Origin of the sequence: Roseburia sp. AF15-21 (genome assembly GCF_003479505.1) — a bacterium.
Lineage (GTDB): Bacteria > Bacillota > Clostridia > Lachnospirales > Lachnospiraceae > Roseburia_C > Roseburia_C amylophila.
This window is the reverse complement of record NZ_QUHG01000001.1, coordinates 414,817-431,248: the sequence shown is the minus strand read 5'-3', so window position 1 is coordinate 431,248 and position 16,432 is coordinate 414,817. Positions and strand designations below refer to the sequence as shown.

The window sequence follows — 16,432 nt, the reverse complement described above, 5'->3', positions numbered from 1 at the left end:
AGGGGAAGAGGGAGCAATATAAAATGGATGCAATTTTAAACTGGATGAAGGGAATTCTGATCCTTTTTCTGATTGGACATGTGATGCTGTATCTGGTACAGAATAAAACTTATGAAAAATATGTGCATTTCTTTCTTAGGATTCTGATTCTGCTGGCGGTAATGGCACCCATTGCTTCTAGGTTAATTGATGAGGATACGCTGATACAGAATATGGAACAGGCACAGTTCTTTCAGGAACTTGAAAATGTACAAAATATAAATGCCATAAGCAGTGCAGAGACTGCAGATTATCGTTTGCAATATGAAGAAGCCTGTGGCAGACAGGTAGAGGATACCCTAAGGCAGAAAGGCTATGCGGTGGCATACAGCAGGGTAACATTAACTGAGGCTTATGAAATAGAACGTATTACAATCGGGATTGAAAAGTCTGGGGATAATATTGAGAAAAATAGTTTCGTCCATGTTTCGGATATTGAGATACCGGCAATTCAGATAAAAGAAAAAGAAAAGCAAAAGGAGCAGACAAGTCAGGAGTATGCAGAATTAGAAAAATTTGTATGTGAAAATTATCTGGTTGATAAGACGCAGATTCAGATAGAAGAGGTGAGATGATGAAAATGCAGGATTTTATGCAAAAGATAAAAGAAAAGAAACTAAAACGGTCAGATTGGCTGATTTTAGTCCTGGCAGGCATATTGATTCTGATTATCACATTGCCTACAGATACAAAAGAAAAAAAACAGGCAGAGGAAGCAAAAGAAAATATATCAAAGGAAAATAATACCATGGAGGCATCTAAGGATGAAATAGAGCGGAAATTAGAAGATATTTTAGAAAAAATCGACGGAGCCGGAGATGTAAAGGTGATGATTACTTATCAGGACAGTGGGACACAGGTGGTGGAAAAGGATAAAAATACTTCTGAAAATTCTTTAGAGGAAAGTGACAGCACTGGTGGAGTAAGAAGCACAAAGGAACAGCAGCTACAGGAAAGTACGGTATATGAGGAAGCAGATGCCGGAAATACCCCCTTTGTTTCTAAGGAACTTCTTCCCAAAGTGGAGGGAATTTTAATTGTGGCATCCGGTGGTGATAACCAGAAGGTGAAACAGAATATTTCCGAGGCGGTTTTGGCATTATTTCAGGTAGAAGCACATAGAATAAAAATAGTAAAAATGAGCGGACTGGAGGACAGTAAATGAAGAAAGTATTTAAGAAAAATCAACTCATTATAACCGCATTGGCATTGATGATAGCAGTGGCTGGTTACTTAAGTTTTACCGACAAGAATGGCAAAGATGAAAAGGTGGCAATGGAGGCTTCTGCGGATACGGCAGATTTATCTTATGAGATATCGGCAGAGGATGACTTAGCGGAAGCAGATATTTTTACCGATACGGAAGATAACAGTAGTGAAGCTGTATCAGCGGCAGACAGTGTGGTTGAAGAGAGCCTAGAGAACCCGGGCGAAGCCGTCATGGCAAGCAGCAGCATGGATTATGCGTCAGAAATGAAACTGGGCCGGGAACAGGTACGTTCTAAAAACAAAGAGACTTTGCTGGAAATTATCAATAATACAAATATAGATGAAGCTGCAAAGCAGGATGCCTTAAATCAGATGGTGGCAATGACGGATATTGCAGAACGGGAAAATGCAGCTGAGATGTTGTTAGAGGCAAAAGGATTTACGGATGTAGTTGTCAGCATTACTGATAATACAGCGGATGTGGTACTTGATATGGGAGAAGTAACAGATGCCAAACGTGCCCAAATAGAGGATATTGTAAAGAGAAAAGCCGGCATTGAGGCAGAAAATATCATTATCACACCAATTCAGAAAAATACTGCACAGGAGGATCCGGCAACAGAAACCACCGAAAATTCAGACACAACAGAACAGACAAATTAAGGGAAGCAGCCCCGCCCTTAGATACTTGAAAACGGGGCTGAAATTAGTATAATAATAGCATAAGAAAAAGAAACGACAGAACCATGAGAAGAGAGGGAATACCTATGAAGAGAGTATTTTTAATTGTATTAGACAGCGTTGGAATCGGAGAAATGCCGGATGCGGCAGAGTATCATGATGAAGGAAGCAATACCTTACTTGCAGCTTCACGAAGTCCATATTTTTCCATGCCAAATATGCGCTCACTGGGCTATTTTAATATTGACGGAGTCCACATTGGGGGAAAAGAAGCAAATCCGAAAGGTGCATTTGCCAGACTGACAGAGGTGTCCAAAGGAAAAGATACCACCATCGGACACTGGGAGATTGCAGGCGTGATATCCAGTCATCCACTGCCAACATTTCCAAATGGATTTCCACAGGAAATCATAGAAGAATTTGAGCAGAAAACCGGACGCGGGGTACTTTGCAACCGTCCATATTCCGGCACGGATGTTATCCGGGATTATGGAAAAGAGCATATGGAAACTGGAAAACTGATTGTATACACATCAGCAGATTCTGTTTTCCAGGTGGCAGCCCATGAAGAGGTAGTGCCGATTGAAGAACTGTACCGGGATTGCCAGATTGCAAGAAATATGCTGACTGGGAAAAACGGAGTGGGAAGAGTCATCGCAAGACCGTTTATCGGAGAACCGGGGAATTTTACACGTACTGCAGGAAGACATGACTTTTCTTTAGAGCCGCCGGCAGTCACCATGTTAGATCAGCTGACGGAAAGTGGGAAAACAGTATTGTCTGTTGGAAAAATCATAGACATTTTTGCAGAGCGTGGAATTACAGATTTTGTACGAACAAACGGAAATGATGATGGAATTGACAAAACATTAGCCTATATGGACAAAGATTTTACTGGATTATGTTTTACAAATTTGGTAGACTATGATATGTTGTATGGACATAGGAATGATGTAGATGGTTATGCAAAAGCACTGACACACTTTGATGAGCGGCTGCCGGAGCTTTTGGAAAAGTTACGGGAGGATGATATTTTAATGATTACAGCCGACCATGGATGTGATCCGAGTACACCTTCTACTGACCATTCCAGAGAGTATACACCACTTCTTATGTATGGAGCACATATTACTCCGGGTGAGAACTATGGCACAAGAAGCAGCTTTGCAGACATTGCTGCAACCATATTATCTTACTTCGACATAAAGCAAAAATGTGCGGGTGAGCCGCTGGAATTATAGGAGGTCCCATTTTGGCTGATTTTAGAAAAGAGATAGAGAAACGAAGAACATTTGCGATTATTTCCCATCCGGATGCCGGTAAGACAACCCTGACAGAGAAATTTCTTCTGTATGGAGGAGCTATTAACCTGGCAGGTTCTGTAAAAGGAAAAGCAACTGCAAGACATGCAGTTTCCGACTGGATGGAAATAGAGAAGGAGAGAGGTATTTCCGTTACTTCTTCTGTATTGCAGTTTAATTATGGTGGATATTGCATCAATATTCTGGATACACCGGGACATCAGGACTTCTCGGAAGATACCTATCGTACCCTGATGGCTGCTGATTCTGCAGTTATGGTAATCGATGGTTCAAAAGGTGTAGAGGCACAAACCAGAAAACTGTTTAAAGTCTGTGTAATGCGTCACATTCCGATTTTTACATTTATCAATAAAATGGATCGTGATGCTAATGATACCTTTGATTTATTAGATGAAATCGAAAAAGAACTTGGCATTGCTACCTGTCCGGTTAACTGGCCGATTGGCTCCGGAAAGAATTTTAAGGGAGTTTATGACCGGAATACGAAAAAAGTCATGCTGTTCTCTGATACCTTGAAGGGAACCAAGGAAGGTGAAGAAAAAGATTTTGATATTAATGATCCGGCATTGACAACAGAAATCGGGCAGGAATACCGGGATAAATTGGATGAAGAAATTGAATTGTTAGATGGTGCAAGTGCAGAATTCGATATGGATCTTGTGTCCAGGGGAGAACTGTCACCGGTATTCTTTGGTTCTGCTTTAACGAACTTTGGTGTAGAAACTTTCTTAAAGCATTTCCTTTCCATGACTACATCACCGCTTCCGAGAAATTCGGACAAGGGGCTGATTGATCCGTTTGGTTCCGATTTCTCTGCTTTTGTCTTTAAAATCCAGGCAAATATGAATAAGAATCATCGTGACCGTATTGCATTTATGCGAATCTGTTCCGGAAAGTTTGAAGCCGGCATGGAAGTAAAACATATCCAGGGTGGAAAAACAATCCGTCTTTCCCAGCCGCAGCAGTTGATGGCACAGGAGAGAAAGATTATAGATGAAGCATATGCCGGAGATATTATCGGAGTCTTTGACCCGGGTATCTTTTCAATCGGTGATACTTTAACCACTGCGAAAGACAACTTCGAATTCGAAGGAATACCGACTTTTGCACCGGAGCATTTTGCAAGGGTACGTCAGGTAGATACCATGAAGAGAAAACAGTTCGTCAAAGGTGTCATGCAGATCGCACAGGAGGGCGCAATCCAGATTTTCCAGGAATATCAGGGTGGTATGGAAGAGATTATCGTAGGCGTAGTAGGTGTACTGCAGTTTGATGTATTAAAATACCGTCTGGAAAATGAATACAATGTGGAAATACGCTTGGAGAAGCTTCCATATGAGCATATCCGCTGGATTGAAAATAAAGATATTGATATGGACAAGCTTACCGGAACTTCCGATATGAAGAAAATCCGTGACCTTAAGGGCAATCCATTGCTGTTATTTGTCAATGCATGGAGTGTCGGCATGACTCTTGACCGGAATGATGGTCTGGTATTATCGGAATTCGGTAAAAATTAAGCGGGTATAAACAAAATTAAGAAGAGACATACTTAAAAAAGAAAAAATAGAAGCTTTTCTATAAAAGTAAAGGAGGATAACGAAATGGTAGTAAAGATTACAAATGACAATTTTGAAGAAGAAGTATTAAAGTCAGATAAACCGGTACTTTTGGATTTCTGGGCAGACTGGTGCGGTCCGTGTAAAATGATGTCTCCGGTTGTAGAAGAACTGGCGGATGAATTAGAGGGACAGGTAAAGGTTGGAAAAGTGAATGTGGATGAAGAAGCAGCACTGGCTTTAAAATATCAGATTATGAGTATTCCGACCCTGGTTGTAATGAAAAAAGGTGTTTTTGAGGGAAAGAGCATCGGTGTGCAGGATAAAGATGAAGTATTAAGGCTTTTAGCTTTATGATTGCAGCTGATAAGAAAATCCGGATGGTATATCTTAATATACTGTCCGGATTTTATCATACAATTTTTATAGATGTGTAATAAATGCCTGATTCATATTGCTATAAAAATATATCATTGCATATAAAAAAATATAGAAGTTATTTTTCAGCAAGTTTCTGCTCTAACTGACCGATGATGCGTCCTTTGTCCATCGGAGAAAGTTTATGGAAAAGCTGGAGCAGTAAATGTTCATCCGGGTCGGATGGGAAAGCATGATATTCTGATTCTTCTGCAATCTGAAGGTTGGAAGCCGGCTGGTATTCACCGGTCAGAAGATAGTATACATCAACATCTAAAAATTCACTTATTTTTACAATTTTATCAGAAGAAGGATTTGTACCCTTGGATTTCCAGCTGCTGATAGCAGCAGGAGAGATTCCGGTGTATTCCGATAATTCTTTTTGTGAAAGCTTCTTTTCCCGTAATAATGCAAAGATACGTTGGCTGATTGTCATAGTGTACTCCTTTATCAGGTATTAAATAATATTGTATAGAAAATAAAAAATAAAAATAAAATACGCAAATATGAATTGACAAATTCATATTTATGAATTATAATGTAATTTGTGAAATTATTTTCATATTATACATCATTTTTTATATAAACACAAATGATAAAGAAGAAAAGGGGAGACTTTTATGGCAAAGACAAAACGGCAGATTACTCCAATGGGGAAAGAAATAAAGCGCAGGCTGGTAGAACTTGAGATGAGTCAGGAAGAACTTGCAACATCGGTTGGGTGCAGTCCGCAGTATATCAATCATATCATTTATGGAGAACGGTCTGGTGAGAAGTACTTAGAACAGATTTTTCTGATTCTTGGTATGGATCAATATCATGATTAAAAAGATGGAACGATTGCCAGAGGTTTCCATTGTTTATAGAAAATTAATTTGTAACCGGAATCTTATTATGTTAAGATAAGGATACCTTTCCATGAGAGACTTCAGAAAGAAGTCTTTTTTCTTTACATGAGAATATTTACAGTCTATAAAATATTTGGCTATTCTGCCGGGTATACCCACTTTACAGAATGTATAGGGACAGAAAAAAATATTTTCTAAAAATGCAGTTGACATTTGGAAGAAAGTATACTACTATAATATCAGAAAACGAACATAAGTTCGCATGAAGGAGAATTGACATGGCGAGAGATGTAAAAGATACGAGAAGAGACAGCAGTAAAGAAGATAAATTAAAGGCACTGGATGCTGCTATATCCCAGATTGAGAAGCAGTACGGAAAAGGTTCTGTTATGAAACTGGGGGATGAGAGCAACCGGATGAATGTGGAGACTGTTCCGACAGGAGCATTAAGTCTTGATATTGCTTTGGGATTAGGCGGACTTCCTAAGGGAAGAATTATTGAGATATATGGACCGGAGTCCAGTGGTAAGACGACCGTTGCCCTGCATGCAGTCGCTGAGGTACAAAAGCGTGGAGGAATTGCCGGATTTATTGATGCTGAGCATGCATTAGACCCGGCATATGCGAAGAATATCGGAGTAGATATTGATAATCTTTATATTTCACAACCGGATAACGGAGAACAGGCACTTGAGATTACAGAGACTATGGTCAGATCCGGTGCAGTAGATATTGTAATCGTAGACTCTGTTGCAGCACTGGTGCCAAAGGCAGAGATTGATGGTGATATGGGAGATTCCCATGTGGGCTTACAGGCAAGATTGATGTCACAGGCACTTCGTAAGCTGACTGCAGCAATCAACCGTTCTAACTGTATTGTAATCTTTATTAACCAGTTGCGTGAAAAGGTTGGAGTTATGTTTGGTAATCCGGAGACAACAACCGGTGGCCGTGCATTGAAATTCTATTCTTCCGTACGTCTTGATGTACGTCGAATTGAATCCTTAAAACAGGGTGGAGAAATTGTCGGTAACCGTACCCGTATTAAAGTAGTGAAGAATAAAGTGGCACCGCCATTTAAAGAGGCTGAATTTGATATTATGTTCGGAGAAGGAATTTCAAAAGAAGGAGATATCCTTGATCTGGCTTCTGAACTTGGTATTGTAAATAAGTCCGGTGCATGGTATGCATATAATGGAGATAAGATTGGCCAGGGTCGTGAAAATGCCAAGACTTATCTGAAAGAGAATCCACAGGTCTGCCAGGAAATCGAAGAAAAAGTAAGAGCTCATTATGCAGTGGATAAGAGTGAAGAAGAAACAGAGACTCCAGCTGCAAACGGACCGGAAGTTCTTGATGCAGAGTAATGGACAGAATTGTTTCAGGGATAACAGAATATAAGAAAAACAAATATAAGGTGTGTATGGATGATGGTACACACCTTGTATTATATAAAGGTGAGGTGCACCGCTACAGATTACAGGAAGGGCAGATCGTAGACGAGGCACTGTATCAGGAACTCTTTTATGAAGTAGTAGGTAAGCGGGTGAAAAAACGGGCACTTGCACTTTTAGAGAAGATGGACCGGACAGAACAGGGGCTTTACCGGAAACTGGCTGAGAGTGAATATCCGGAAGAACTGATTCTTGATGCCATAGAGTATGTGAAGAAATATCATTATATTGATGACATGCGCTATGCAAGAAATTATATCAGTTACCGACAGGGCAGTAAGAGCCGCCGCCGGCTACAGCAGGAACTGATGCAGAAGGGAGTTCCCAAAGAAATTACAGAGCAGGCCTTAGAAGAAATCTATGAAAATAATGATACAGAAAAAATTGCTGAAATATTAAAAAAGAGACATTATAATCCGGAGCAGCCGGATGCAAAGGAAATGCAGAAACAGTATGGATATCTGATGCGGAGAGGATATAAAAGTGAAGACATTTTACGTGTAATGAAATGTCCGGACTACTTGACATAATATTAGAAAAAGTATAAAATTTATTTATTGTTATTTATGACAGATGAATGAATATTTATGTTATATGAACAATGAAAATTGAATAAAGGAGGTGCTCCTGTGCAGGCAGTAATTATAGCTGTTGTAATTACATTTATTGTCACATGTGCTATCACCTGGTTTGTTGCAAATGCATACCAGAAAAAGCAGACTGCTTCAAAGATTGGCAGTGCAGAAGATAAAGCCCGTGAGATAATAGATGAAGCTGTGAAGACCGCTGAGACGAAGAAGAGAGAATCTTTGCTTGAGATTAAAGAAGAGTCGATTCGTACGAAGAACGAATTGGACAAGGAAATCAAGGAAAGAAGAAACGAAATTCAGAGAAACGAGCGCAGAGTGGAACAGAAGGAATCCAATCTGGATAAGAAACTGGAAGCCATTGAGAAGCGCGAAGCAGGTTTTGCAGCAAAAGAAGAAGAGCTGAACAAACAGAAAGCTGAAATTACAAAGCTTCATGAAGAGCGTGTACGGGAACTAGAAAGAATCTCAGGACTTACCTCCGACCAGGCAAAAGAATATCTATTAAAAACTGTTGAAGAAGATGTAAAGCTTGATACTGCAAAATTAATCAAAGAGATGGAGCATCAGGCAAAAGAAGAAGCTGGAAAGAAAGCAAAAGAATATGTGGTTACTGCAATTCAGAAATGTGCTGCAGACCATGTGTCAGAGACAACCATCTCTGTAGTACAGCTTCCGAATGATGAGATGAAGGGAAGAATTATCGGACGTGAAGGAAGAAATATCCGTACGTTAGAGACGCTGACTGGTGTAGATTTAATTATCGATGATACACCGGAAGCAGTTATCCTTTCCGGATTTGATCCAATACGAAGAGAAGTTGCTCGTATTGCATTAGAGAAATTGATTGTAGACGGACGAATTCATCCGGCTAGAATTGAAGAAATGGTAGAAAAAGCGCAAAAAGAAGTTGAAACCATGATTCGTGAAGAGGGTGAAGCTGCTACCTTAGAAGTAGGTGTACATGGCATTCATCCGGAACTTGTGAAATTATTAGGCCGAATGAAATTCAGAACCAGTTATGGTCAGAATGCATTAAAGCATTCTATAGAAGTAGCACAGCTTTGTGGCTTACTTGCGGCTGAAGTTGGTGTAGACGTAAGATTGGCAAAACGTGCAGGACTCCTGCATGATATTGGTAAATCAGTAGACCACGAAGTAGAAGGTTCACATATTCAGATTGGTGTGGATTTATGTAGAAAATATAAAGAATCTCCGCTTATTATCAATGCGGTAGAGGCACACCATGGCGACGTAGAGCCAGAGTCATTGATTGCTTGTCTGGTACAGGCAGCCGATACAATTAGCGCAGCAAGACCAGGTGCAAGACGCGAGACAATGGAAACATATTCCAACAGATTAAAGCAGTTAGAAGATATTACAAATGAATTTAAAGGTGTAGATAAATCTTTTGCAATTCAGGCGGGTAGAGAGATTCGTGTAATGGTAGTTCCTGAACAGATAAGTGATGCTGAAATGGTATTACTTGCCCGTGATATTTCAAAGCAGATTGAATCTGAATTAGAATATCCAGGTCAGATTAAGGTAAACGTAATTCGTGAATCACGTGTAGTTGATTACGCAAAATAAGCAGGAAATAAGTGTCCGAAGAGTGAAAGCTTTTTGGACACTTATTTTTTTGCTTTACAGGAAATTGCTTTCCTGTAAAGTAAAAAAAACTCTGCGAGGATGTGCACTGCGGCGTATAAGGTAGATGCCGCAAGCGACCACCGCAGGCGCGAGAAAAACAAGTAATGAGGAATAATCTGTAAGAAAAAAGGAGAATACAATGGAACAGGATCATCAGGAAGAAAAAAGAATCAGAAGAGTTAACAGGGAGTTAAAATATCAGGGCGCAATCGTGGATGTTTATTCAGACACCATCGAGACACCGGATGGAAATATTGCATACTGGGATTATGTGGAACACAGAAAAGGAGCTGCGGCAGTTGTGCCGGTTACACCGGAGGGCAAAATCTTAATGGTACGCCAGTATCGGAATGCATTAGACCGTTATACTATTGAATTGCCGGCAGGATGCAGAGATTCCCTGACAGAGGATACGAAAATAAGTGCCATGCGGGAATTAGAGGAAGAGACGGGCTTTCAGTGCGGTCATATCGAAAAGATGCTTTCTTTAAAGACGACCGTAGCTTTCTGTAATGAGTTTATTGATGTATATCTGGCAACGGATTTAAAACCGGGCAAACAGCATCTTGATCCGGAAGAATTTATTGAAGTAAGGGCATATGACCCGGAAGAATTATTAGAAAAAATTTATGCCGGAATAATCCAGGACAGTAAAACCGTAGCTGGTATCTTGGCATATTGTTACCGTTACCGGAATAATATGAAATAAGAAAATTAAGACAAGTGAATACATGGAAAGAGTATCGGGGATAAGAAGAGAAAAGCATCTTCATCTGTTAGAGGTGTTATTTTTAGGCTGTTTTGTGATTGGCATTATAGCTGCTAATTTGTATGGAAGAAGCCGTCTGCAACAATATGGCATATTAAATGATTATTTCATACAGCAGTTAAAATATATTACGATAGAAAAACATGATTATTTTATTTATATACTATCAGCAAGAGTGCCGGTTGTCCTTACATTAATCTTCTTTGGAATGACACCGTGGTACCGGGTTGTGAATAGTATATTTCTGATATGGAGCGGCTTTTCTTTTGGTTTCCTGTGCGTGATGGCAATCAGCAATATTGGCGCAGGTGCCATCTGGCTTATGATGATTGCGTTATGCCCACAATTTATTTTCTATGTGTCCGGATACCTGCTGTTATTAAAGTTAGAAGAAAAGTATCAGTGCGGAAAGGAACATGGAAAGCTTGGGGAATGGATCCTTTTGTGGGGGATTATATTATTATTGTTCTTTATCGGATTTTTAACAGAGGCATATCTGAATCCAGGTATGGTGCACTTCGTGTTGAAAAAAATATAAAAAATTTTACAAAATTTTTACAACATATTGTGGGTAGAAAAATAGAAATAAGATACATGTGGTAGATTTATGTAAATCAGCAAAAAACAGACGAAAATATGAATTGCTTTTCCAAATTAGAATCATTATAATAGGGACTGTACTTGCCTTTTGGAAAAGAATAGAAGGGCATGAGAGAAAAAGAGTTAGGTGGTTACAGTTATGACACAGGAAATAGATGCTTTTATGAAGTATCTTCAGGAAGTAAAGAAAATATCGAAAAATACAGCGGTTTCTTATGAGACGGATTTGCGCAAAATGAAGGAATTTCTGTATTCTGAAGGTGTGCTTTCTGTGGAGGATGTCAGACAGGAACACTTAAAAATATATATGGAAAAGCAGGAGCAGGAAGGAAAGAAACCGGCAACGATTTCCAGAGGACTTGCATCCATGAAAGCCTTTTTTCAGTATCTTATGGTACAGAATTATGTAAACCAAAATGTGACGGATGGATTAAAGGCACCCAAGATAGAGAAGAAAGCTCCGGTTATTCTTTCTATGGAAGAAACCAGCCGGCTTTTAGACCAGCCAAACGGAAATACACCGAAGGAATTAAGGGACCATGCGATGTTAGAATTGCTTTATGCGACGGGAATCCGTGTCTCTGAATTGATTTCTTTGAAGTTAAGCGATATGAATTTGAAACTGGAATATATTACCTGCAAAGATGCTCATAAAGAAAGAATTATTCCTTTTGGAGAAGTAGCAAAAGAGGCTCTGCAGCATTATCTGGAAGAGGGAAGATCATATTTTGTCAGTGAAGAGGGCAGTGAATATCTTTTCACCAACTGTTCCGGCAAAGAAATGAGCCGTCAGGGTTTCTGGAAATTAATCAAAGCCTATGGAAAGAAAGCCGGAATTGAGACAGAAATAACACCGCATATGCTGCGTCATTCTTTTGCAGCTCATCTGGTAAGCAATGGGGCAGATTTGAAAGCGGTTCAGGAAATGTTAGGACATGCAGATATTTCTACCACGCAAATCTATGCACAGATGAAACAGAGCAGAATCCGTGAAGTATATGCCAAGGCACACCCAAGAGGATAAAGAAGAAACTACGGGAAACACGCTTTGCGGGTTTCTTGCTACTTGCATAAATAGAAAAAGGGGGCAGCCATTTTTTAAGAAAATGGCTGCCCCCTTTTTTTGCTTTACAGGAAATTGCTTTCCTGTAAAGTAAAAAACGCTCCTGTAGATGAAATTATTATTTATTCATTTCTGCAATGTCATAGATAAGACGAGCGGAATCTTCCCAGCCTAAGCATGGGTCAGTAATGGATTTACCATAGATGTGTTCGCCGATTTTCTGATTGCCCGGTTCAATGTAGCTTTCAATCATAACACCCTTAATCATCTTGTGAATTTCAGGGGAGAGCTGGCGGTTATGCATCACTTCTTTGACGATACGGATCTGCTCGAAGTATTTTTTATTGGAGTTAGAGTGGTTTGCATCTACGATAGCAGCCGGATTCTTAAGGTCACGTTCATTATACATTTCAATCAGACGCATAATATCTTCGTAGTGGTAGTTCTGTGTGCTGTTACCATGTTTGCTTACAGCACCACGGAGAACAACGTGAGTTAAGTCGTTACCAGGAGTCTCTACTTCATATCCGCGATATACGAAATGATGTGGATGCTGGGCAGCATATACGGAATTGAGCATAACGGAGAAGTCACCACTGGTCGGGTTCTTCATTCCGGATGCAACATCAAACCCACTGACTACAAGACGATGCTGCTGGTCTTCTACAGAACGTGCACCGATAGCAACGTAGGAGAGCAGGTCGTCAATGTAACTCCAGTTTTCCGGATAAAGCATTTCGTCGGCAGGGGTCAGACCACTTTCTTCAATGGTACGGATGTGCAGCTTACGCATTGCAATCAGTCCGGCAACCATATCAGGAGCTTTCTCAGGGTCAGGCTGGGTAGCAATACCTTTATAGCCTTCGCCGGTTGTTCTTGGCTTATTGGTGTAGACACGAGGGATAATAATCAGACGGTCTTTGACATCTTCTGCAATTTTGGTCAGGCGGCTGACGTAGTCGCAGACAGGTTCTTCGCTGTCAGCGGAACAAGGTCCGATGATAACTAAGAAACGGTTATCTTCGCCGGTTAAGACTTTACGAATTGCAGCATCCCGTTCTTTTTTTATCTGTGCCAGTTTCTCCGGAAGCGGATACTCTTTTTTGATTTCTTCCGGACTTGGTAATTGGTTTAAAAAATTAAAACTCATATTTTTAGTCTCCTTTAGTAAAAAAAACTTGCTTTTTTTATATTATAAGATTCGTTTTTAACTGTCAATGATATGATTTAATAATAATTTTATACTTTTTTAATTGACCTATCTTAATCATGGTGCTATTATTGTTTTCACATGTTAATAGTTAACAATGTTAAATAAATAGAAAATATAAAATGTAAAGAAAGGGAGGTGAAAATGATGCAGGGTTGTGGAAATGAAATATTTTCCATATTTAATCGTTTTCATCGTTTGAAAATCTCATCAATTCTGCCGGGGGTCTCATCCGTGGAAATGGGAACCTTAAAGACCATCGAGCATTGCCGCAAAGAAAAAGAGATGGCTACCAAAGAGACAGATGCCAAAGAGCCGGATAGCAAATCGATAGATGCAAAGGTTACGGTATCGGAAGTGGTACGTTATATGCGTGTGGCAGCACCGGCGGTGTCCCGGACACTTCGTTCCCTGGAAGAGAAAAAATATGTTGAACGTATGGTGTGTGAGGGTGACCGGCGGAATGTTTATGTGAGAGTAACTGAGGAAGGAAAAGAGGTTTTAAATGAATGCAACCGGATTTTGAGTGAATTATTAAAGTCGGTTACGGAGAAAATGGGAGAAGAAGATATGAACCGGCTGATTGGCTATCTGAATAAATTAGAGCAGATAGCAGAGCTTGAGATTGAAAAGAGAAGACAGTTGAAACAGCAATTAAAATAGAAATATTTTATAAATAATATAGAAAAGGAAGGAACAGGAAAGATGCGGAAAATATTTAAAAATATGCTCCCGTACTGGCATATCATCGTGGTAATATTTCTCCTCCTTGGAGTGCAGGCTTATTGCGATTTGTCGTTGCCACAATATACATCCGATATCATCGATGTAGGAATCCAGAATAAGGGAATCAAACATATTTTGCCGGAAAAGATGCCGGAGGAAGAATATCAGCTGGCAGAACTTTTTATGACAGATGGTGAAAAGGATACTTTTGAAGCGGTCTATGAAAAAAAAGACGATACTTATGTATGTACTGCGGATAAAGAGACATTAGAAACATTGGATGATGAACTACTGACACCAATCGTACTGACTTACCGTATGGCAAATATGAGTGAAACGGATTTTAAGAATACGATTGCGGAAGCATTGGAGCAGAATCCGCAGAACCAGATTACCAAAGAAAGCCTGGATGAGATGTCCATTGAAGAAATCGGACAGATGATGCAGATGGAACTGACCACATATGAAGCGGAAAATGATGATGGCGAAATGGTAACTTATGTGGATATGCGTCCGATGATGAAGCAGCTGATTGCAAGCGGTGCAATGACGCAGGATGGTATAGCACAGTCCAGAGAATATATGGAAAATATGATAGATTCTGTGGGGAGCAGTACCTTACATGCCATGGGAACAGCATATGCAGCATCCTGTGACGAAAAGGCAGGACTTGATGTGGAGCATATCCAGAAGAATTATCTCTGGTCAGAGGGTGGAAAGATGGCAGCTATGTCATTACTCATGCTGGCAGTTGCAGTGGTAGTCGGATATCTTGCATCCAGAGTCGGCGCAGGAGTCGGAAGAGACTTAAGAGAGAAAATCTTTGGTAAGGTAGTAGGCTTTTCCAATACTGAGATGGATAAATTCTCTACCGCTTCCTTAATTACAAGAAGCACCAATGATATTCAGCAGATTCAGTTTGTAACAGCAATTATGCTTCGAATGCTTTTATATGCACCAATCATCGGAATTGGTGGAATTTATAAAGTATTAAAGACCGGAGCACATATGGAATGGATTATCGTAATGGCAGTACTGGTAATTTCCGGACTGGTTATGGTGTTGATGTCCATTACACTTCCGAAGTTCAAAATAATGCAGAAGTTAGTGGATGCCCTGAACTTAGTATCCAGAGAGATTCTTACGGGACTTTCCGTAATCCGTGCTTTTGGAAGAGAAAAAAAGGAAGAAGAGCGGTTTGATGAAGCAAACCGGAATCTTACCAGAACACAGTTATTTACCAACCGTGTCATGACTTTTATGATGCCGGGCATGATGTTTATTATGTATGGAGTAACCATACTGATTGTCTGGGTATCGGCACATCGTATTGATGCCGGACAGCTTCAGGTAGGAGCAATGACCGCATTTATTACTTATACCATGCAGATTGTTATGGCATTCCTGATGCTTACCATGATGTCTATTATGCTGCCGCGTGCCGGTGTTGCAGCAGACCGGATTGATGAAGTTATTACTACAAATTCTTCTATTATAGAAAAGGCAGAAAAAGAAACAATTGAAAAACATACCGGAAAAGTGGAATTCCATCATGTAAACTTCCGTTATCCGGGTGCAGATGAAGATGTATTGGAAGATATTGATTTTACAGCAGAACCGGGAAAGACAACAGCGATTATCGGAAGTACCGGCTGTGGAAAGTCAACGCTGGTTAATCTGATTCCGAGATTCTATGATGTAACAGCCGGTAAGATTACCTTAGATGGTGTGGATATCCGGAATTTAAGCTTAGCTGAATTAAGAGACGAAATCGGATTCGTACCACAGAAGGGAATTCTGTTTTCAGGAACCATTGCATCCAATCTGAAATTTGGCAGACCGGAAACTACGGAAGCAGAAATGACAGAGGCTGCAGAGATTGCACAGGCAACAGAATTTATTAATGAAAAGCCGGAAAAATATGACAGCGGGATTGCACAGGGTGGAACGAATGTTTCCGGTGGACAGAAACAGAGATTATCCATCGCCAGAGCAATCGCAAAGAATCCGAATGTTTATATCTTTGATGACAGTTTCTCTGCACTTGATATGAAGACCGATGCGGCACTGCGTAAAGCATTGGAGTCAAAAACAAAAGAAAGCAGTGTAATTATCGTGGCACAGCGAATCAGTACCATTTTACATGCCGACCAGATTCTTGTATTGGATGAAGGTAAGATTGTCGGAAAAGGTACTCATGAAGAATTATTACGGGATTGTGAAGTATATCAGCAGATTGCACAGTCACAGTTATCCGCAAAGGAATTGGGATTAGAAGAGGGAAAGGAGGAAAAATAA

General features: G+C 40.1%; 17 protein-coding genes. 15 read left to right on the top strand and 2 right to left on the bottom strand.

Features of this window, described 5'->3' with window-relative positions:
- The first annotated feature begins 23 nt into the window (after nucleotides 1-23).
- The 6 genes from DWW33_RS02100 (at nucleotide 24) to trxA (ending at nucleotide 5,167) form a co-directional block, all read left to right on the top strand.
- The gene (locus DWW33_RS02100; protein WP_118638749.1) at nucleotides 24-614 is read left to right on the top strand and encodes a stage III sporulation protein AF; all 591 of its coding nucleotides are present in this window, start codon (nucleotides 24-26) and stop codon (nucleotides 612-614) included.
- The gene (locus DWW33_RS02095; RefSeq protein ID WP_147404695.1) at nucleotides 611-1,204 is read left to right on the top strand and encodes a stage III sporulation protein AG; all 594 of its coding nucleotides are present in this window, start codon (nucleotides 611-613) and stop codon (nucleotides 1,202-1,204) included. The genes DWW33_RS02100 and DWW33_RS02095 overlap by 4 nt, the downstream gene beginning before the upstream one ends.
- Nucleotides 1,201-1,911, top strand: a complete 711-nt coding sequence (locus DWW33_RS02090) for a SpoIIIAH-like family protein (protein ID WP_118638747.1) — start codon at nucleotides 1,201-1,203, stop codon at nucleotides 1,909-1,911. Before DWW33_RS02095 ends, DWW33_RS02090 begins: the two co-directional genes overlap by 4 nt.
- A 104-nt stretch (nucleotides 1,912-2,015) precedes the next feature.
- Nucleotides 2,016-3,170 carry a phosphopentomutase gene (locus tag DWW33_RS02085; RefSeq protein ID WP_118638746.1) on the top strand — a complete coding sequence of 385 codons (1,155 nt, stop codon included), beginning with the start codon at nucleotides 2,016-2,018 and terminating at the stop codon, nucleotides 3,168-3,170.
- Nucleotides 3,171-3,181: 11 nt separating this feature from the next.
- On the top strand, nucleotides 3,182-4,771 hold the full coding sequence (locus tag DWW33_RS02080) for a peptide chain release factor 3 (protein ID WP_117698721.1): 1,590 nt from the start codon (nucleotides 3,182-3,184) through the stop codon (nucleotides 4,769-4,771).
- Between the two features lie 84 nt (nucleotides 4,772-4,855).
- Nucleotides 4,856-5,167 carry a thioredoxin gene (trxA, locus tag DWW33_RS02075; RefSeq protein WP_022243252.1) on the top strand — a complete coding sequence of 104 codons (312 nt, stop codon included), beginning with the start codon at nucleotides 4,856-4,858 and terminating at the stop codon, nucleotides 5,165-5,167.
- Between the two features lie 139 nt (nucleotides 5,168-5,306).
- Here the strand turns inward: trxA and DWW33_RS02070 are convergent, their stop codons facing one another.
- Nucleotides 5,307-5,663, bottom strand: coding sequence for a helix-turn-helix domain-containing protein (locus DWW33_RS02070; RefSeq protein WP_022243251.1), 357 nt, complete (start codon nucleotides 5,661-5,663; stop codon nucleotides 5,307-5,309).
- Nucleotides 5,664-5,847: 184 nt separating this feature from the next.
- On the opposite strand from DWW33_RS02070, the gene DWW33_RS02065 reads away from it, so the two are divergent.
- From DWW33_RS02065 to xerD, 7 genes are all read left to right on the top strand, one after another.
- Nucleotides 5,848-6,054, top strand: coding sequence for a helix-turn-helix transcriptional regulator (locus tag DWW33_RS02065; RefSeq protein ID WP_117698723.1), 207 nt, complete (start codon nucleotides 5,848-5,850; stop codon nucleotides 6,052-6,054).
- A 299-nt stretch (nucleotides 6,055-6,353) separates the two neighbouring features.
- Nucleotides 6,354-7,442, top strand: a complete 1,089-nt coding sequence (recA, locus tag DWW33_RS02060; protein WP_022243249.1) for a recombinase RecA — start codon at nucleotides 6,354-6,356, stop codon at nucleotides 7,440-7,442.
- Nucleotides 7,442-8,059 carry a regulatory protein RecX gene (locus tag DWW33_RS02055; protein ID WP_118638745.1) on the top strand — a complete coding sequence of 206 codons (618 nt, stop codon included), beginning with the start codon at nucleotides 7,442-7,444 and terminating at the stop codon, nucleotides 8,057-8,059. Before recA ends, DWW33_RS02055 begins: the two co-directional genes overlap by 1 nt.
- Nucleotides 8,060-8,185: 126 nt before the next feature.
- Nucleotides 8,186-9,706, top strand: a complete 1,521-nt coding sequence (gene rny, locus DWW33_RS02050) for a ribonuclease Y (RefSeq protein WP_416390266.1) — start codon at nucleotides 8,186-8,188, stop codon at nucleotides 9,704-9,706.
- 199 nt (nucleotides 9,707-9,905) lie between these two features.
- The gene (locus DWW33_RS02045; RefSeq protein WP_117841141.1) at nucleotides 9,906-10,475 is read left to right on the top strand and encodes an NUDIX hydrolase; all 570 of its coding nucleotides are present in this window, start codon (nucleotides 9,906-9,908) and stop codon (nucleotides 10,473-10,475) included.
- A gap of 22 nt (nucleotides 10,476-10,497) precedes the next feature.
- The gene (locus DWW33_RS02040) at nucleotides 10,498-11,073 is read left to right on the top strand and encodes a stage II sporulation protein M (protein ID WP_118638744.1); all 576 of its coding nucleotides are present in this window, start codon (nucleotides 10,498-10,500) and stop codon (nucleotides 11,071-11,073) included.
- Nucleotides 11,074-11,274: 201 nt separating this feature from the next.
- Nucleotides 11,275-12,159 carry a site-specific tyrosine recombinase XerD gene (gene xerD / locus DWW33_RS02035; RefSeq protein WP_117841140.1) on the top strand — a complete coding sequence of 295 codons (885 nt, stop codon included), beginning with the start codon at nucleotides 11,275-11,277 and terminating at the stop codon, nucleotides 12,157-12,159.
- Nucleotides 12,160-12,316: 157 nt separating this feature from the next.
- Here xerD and DWW33_RS02030 read toward each other — a convergent pair whose 3' ends face one another.
- Nucleotides 12,317-13,348: a 3-deoxy-7-phosphoheptulonate synthase gene (locus tag DWW33_RS02030; protein WP_022243243.1), complete on the bottom strand. Its 1,032-nt coding sequence runs from the start codon at nucleotides 13,346-13,348 to the stop codon at nucleotides 12,317-12,319.
- A gap of 204 nt (nucleotides 13,349-13,552) precedes the next feature.
- Here DWW33_RS02030 and DWW33_RS02025 point away from each other — a divergent pair, with 204 nt between their 5' ends.
- Together DWW33_RS02025 and DWW33_RS02020 are read left to right on the top strand one after the other, a co-directional pair.
- The gene (locus DWW33_RS02025) at nucleotides 13,553-14,071 is read left to right on the top strand and encodes a MarR family winged helix-turn-helix transcriptional regulator (protein WP_117947078.1); all 519 of its coding nucleotides are present in this window, start codon (nucleotides 13,553-13,555) and stop codon (nucleotides 14,069-14,071) included.
- A 42-nt stretch (nucleotides 14,072-14,113) separates the two neighbouring features.
- Entirely contained in the window at nucleotides 14,114-16,432 is a 2,319-nt protein-coding gene (locus DWW33_RS02020) for an ABC transporter ATP-binding protein (protein ID WP_117947079.1), read from the top strand.

Coding starts and splice junctions, on each gene's coding strand:
- trxA (WP_022243252.1), top strand. CDS start 4,856: ATGGTAGTAAAGATTACAAATGACAATTTTGAAGAAGAAGTATTAAAG.
- DWW33_RS02030 (WP_022243243.1), bottom strand. CDS start 13,348: ATGAGTTTTAATTTTTTAAACCAATTACCAAGTCCGGAAGAAATCAAA.
- DWW33_RS02025 (WP_117947078.1), top strand. CDS start 13,553: ATGATGCAGGGTTGTGGAAATGAAATATTTTCCATATTTAATCGTTTT.
- DWW33_RS02040 (WP_118638744.1), top strand. CDS start 10,498: ATGGAAAGAGTATCGGGGATAAGAAGAGAAAAGCATCTTCATCTGTTA.
- DWW33_RS02090 (WP_118638747.1), top strand. CDS start 1,201: ATGAAGAAAGTATTTAAGAAAAATCAACTCATTATAACCGCATTGGCA.
- DWW33_RS02045 (WP_117841141.1), top strand. CDS start 9,906: ATGGAACAGGATCATCAGGAAGAAAAAAGAATCAGAAGAGTTAACAGG.
- DWW33_RS02070 (WP_022243251.1), bottom strand. CDS start 5,663: ATGACAATCAGCCAACGTATCTTTGCATTATTACGGGAAAAGAAGCTT.
- recA (WP_022243249.1), top strand. CDS start 6,354: ATGGCGAGAGATGTAAAAGATACGAGAAGAGACAGCAGTAAAGAAGAT.
- DWW33_RS02100 (WP_118638749.1), top strand. CDS start 24: ATGGATGCAATTTTAAACTGGATGAAGGGAATTCTGATCCTTTTTCTG.
- xerD (WP_117841140.1), top strand. CDS start 11,275: ATGACACAGGAAATAGATGCTTTTATGAAGTATCTTCAGGAAGTAAAG.
- DWW33_RS02095 (WP_147404695.1), top strand. CDS start 611: ATGATGAAAATGCAGGATTTTATGCAAAAGATAAAAGAAAAGAAACTA.
- DWW33_RS02085 (WP_118638746.1), top strand. CDS start 2,016: ATGAAGAGAGTATTTTTAATTGTATTAGACAGCGTTGGAATCGGAGAA.
- DWW33_RS02020 (WP_117947079.1), top strand. CDS start 14,114: ATGCGGAAAATATTTAAAAATATGCTCCCGTACTGGCATATCATCGTG.
- DWW33_RS02065 (WP_117698723.1), top strand. CDS start 5,848: ATGGCAAAGACAAAACGGCAGATTACTCCAATGGGGAAAGAAATAAAG.
- DWW33_RS02055 (WP_118638745.1), top strand. CDS start 7,442: ATGGACAGAATTGTTTCAGGGATAACAGAATATAAGAAAAACAAATAT.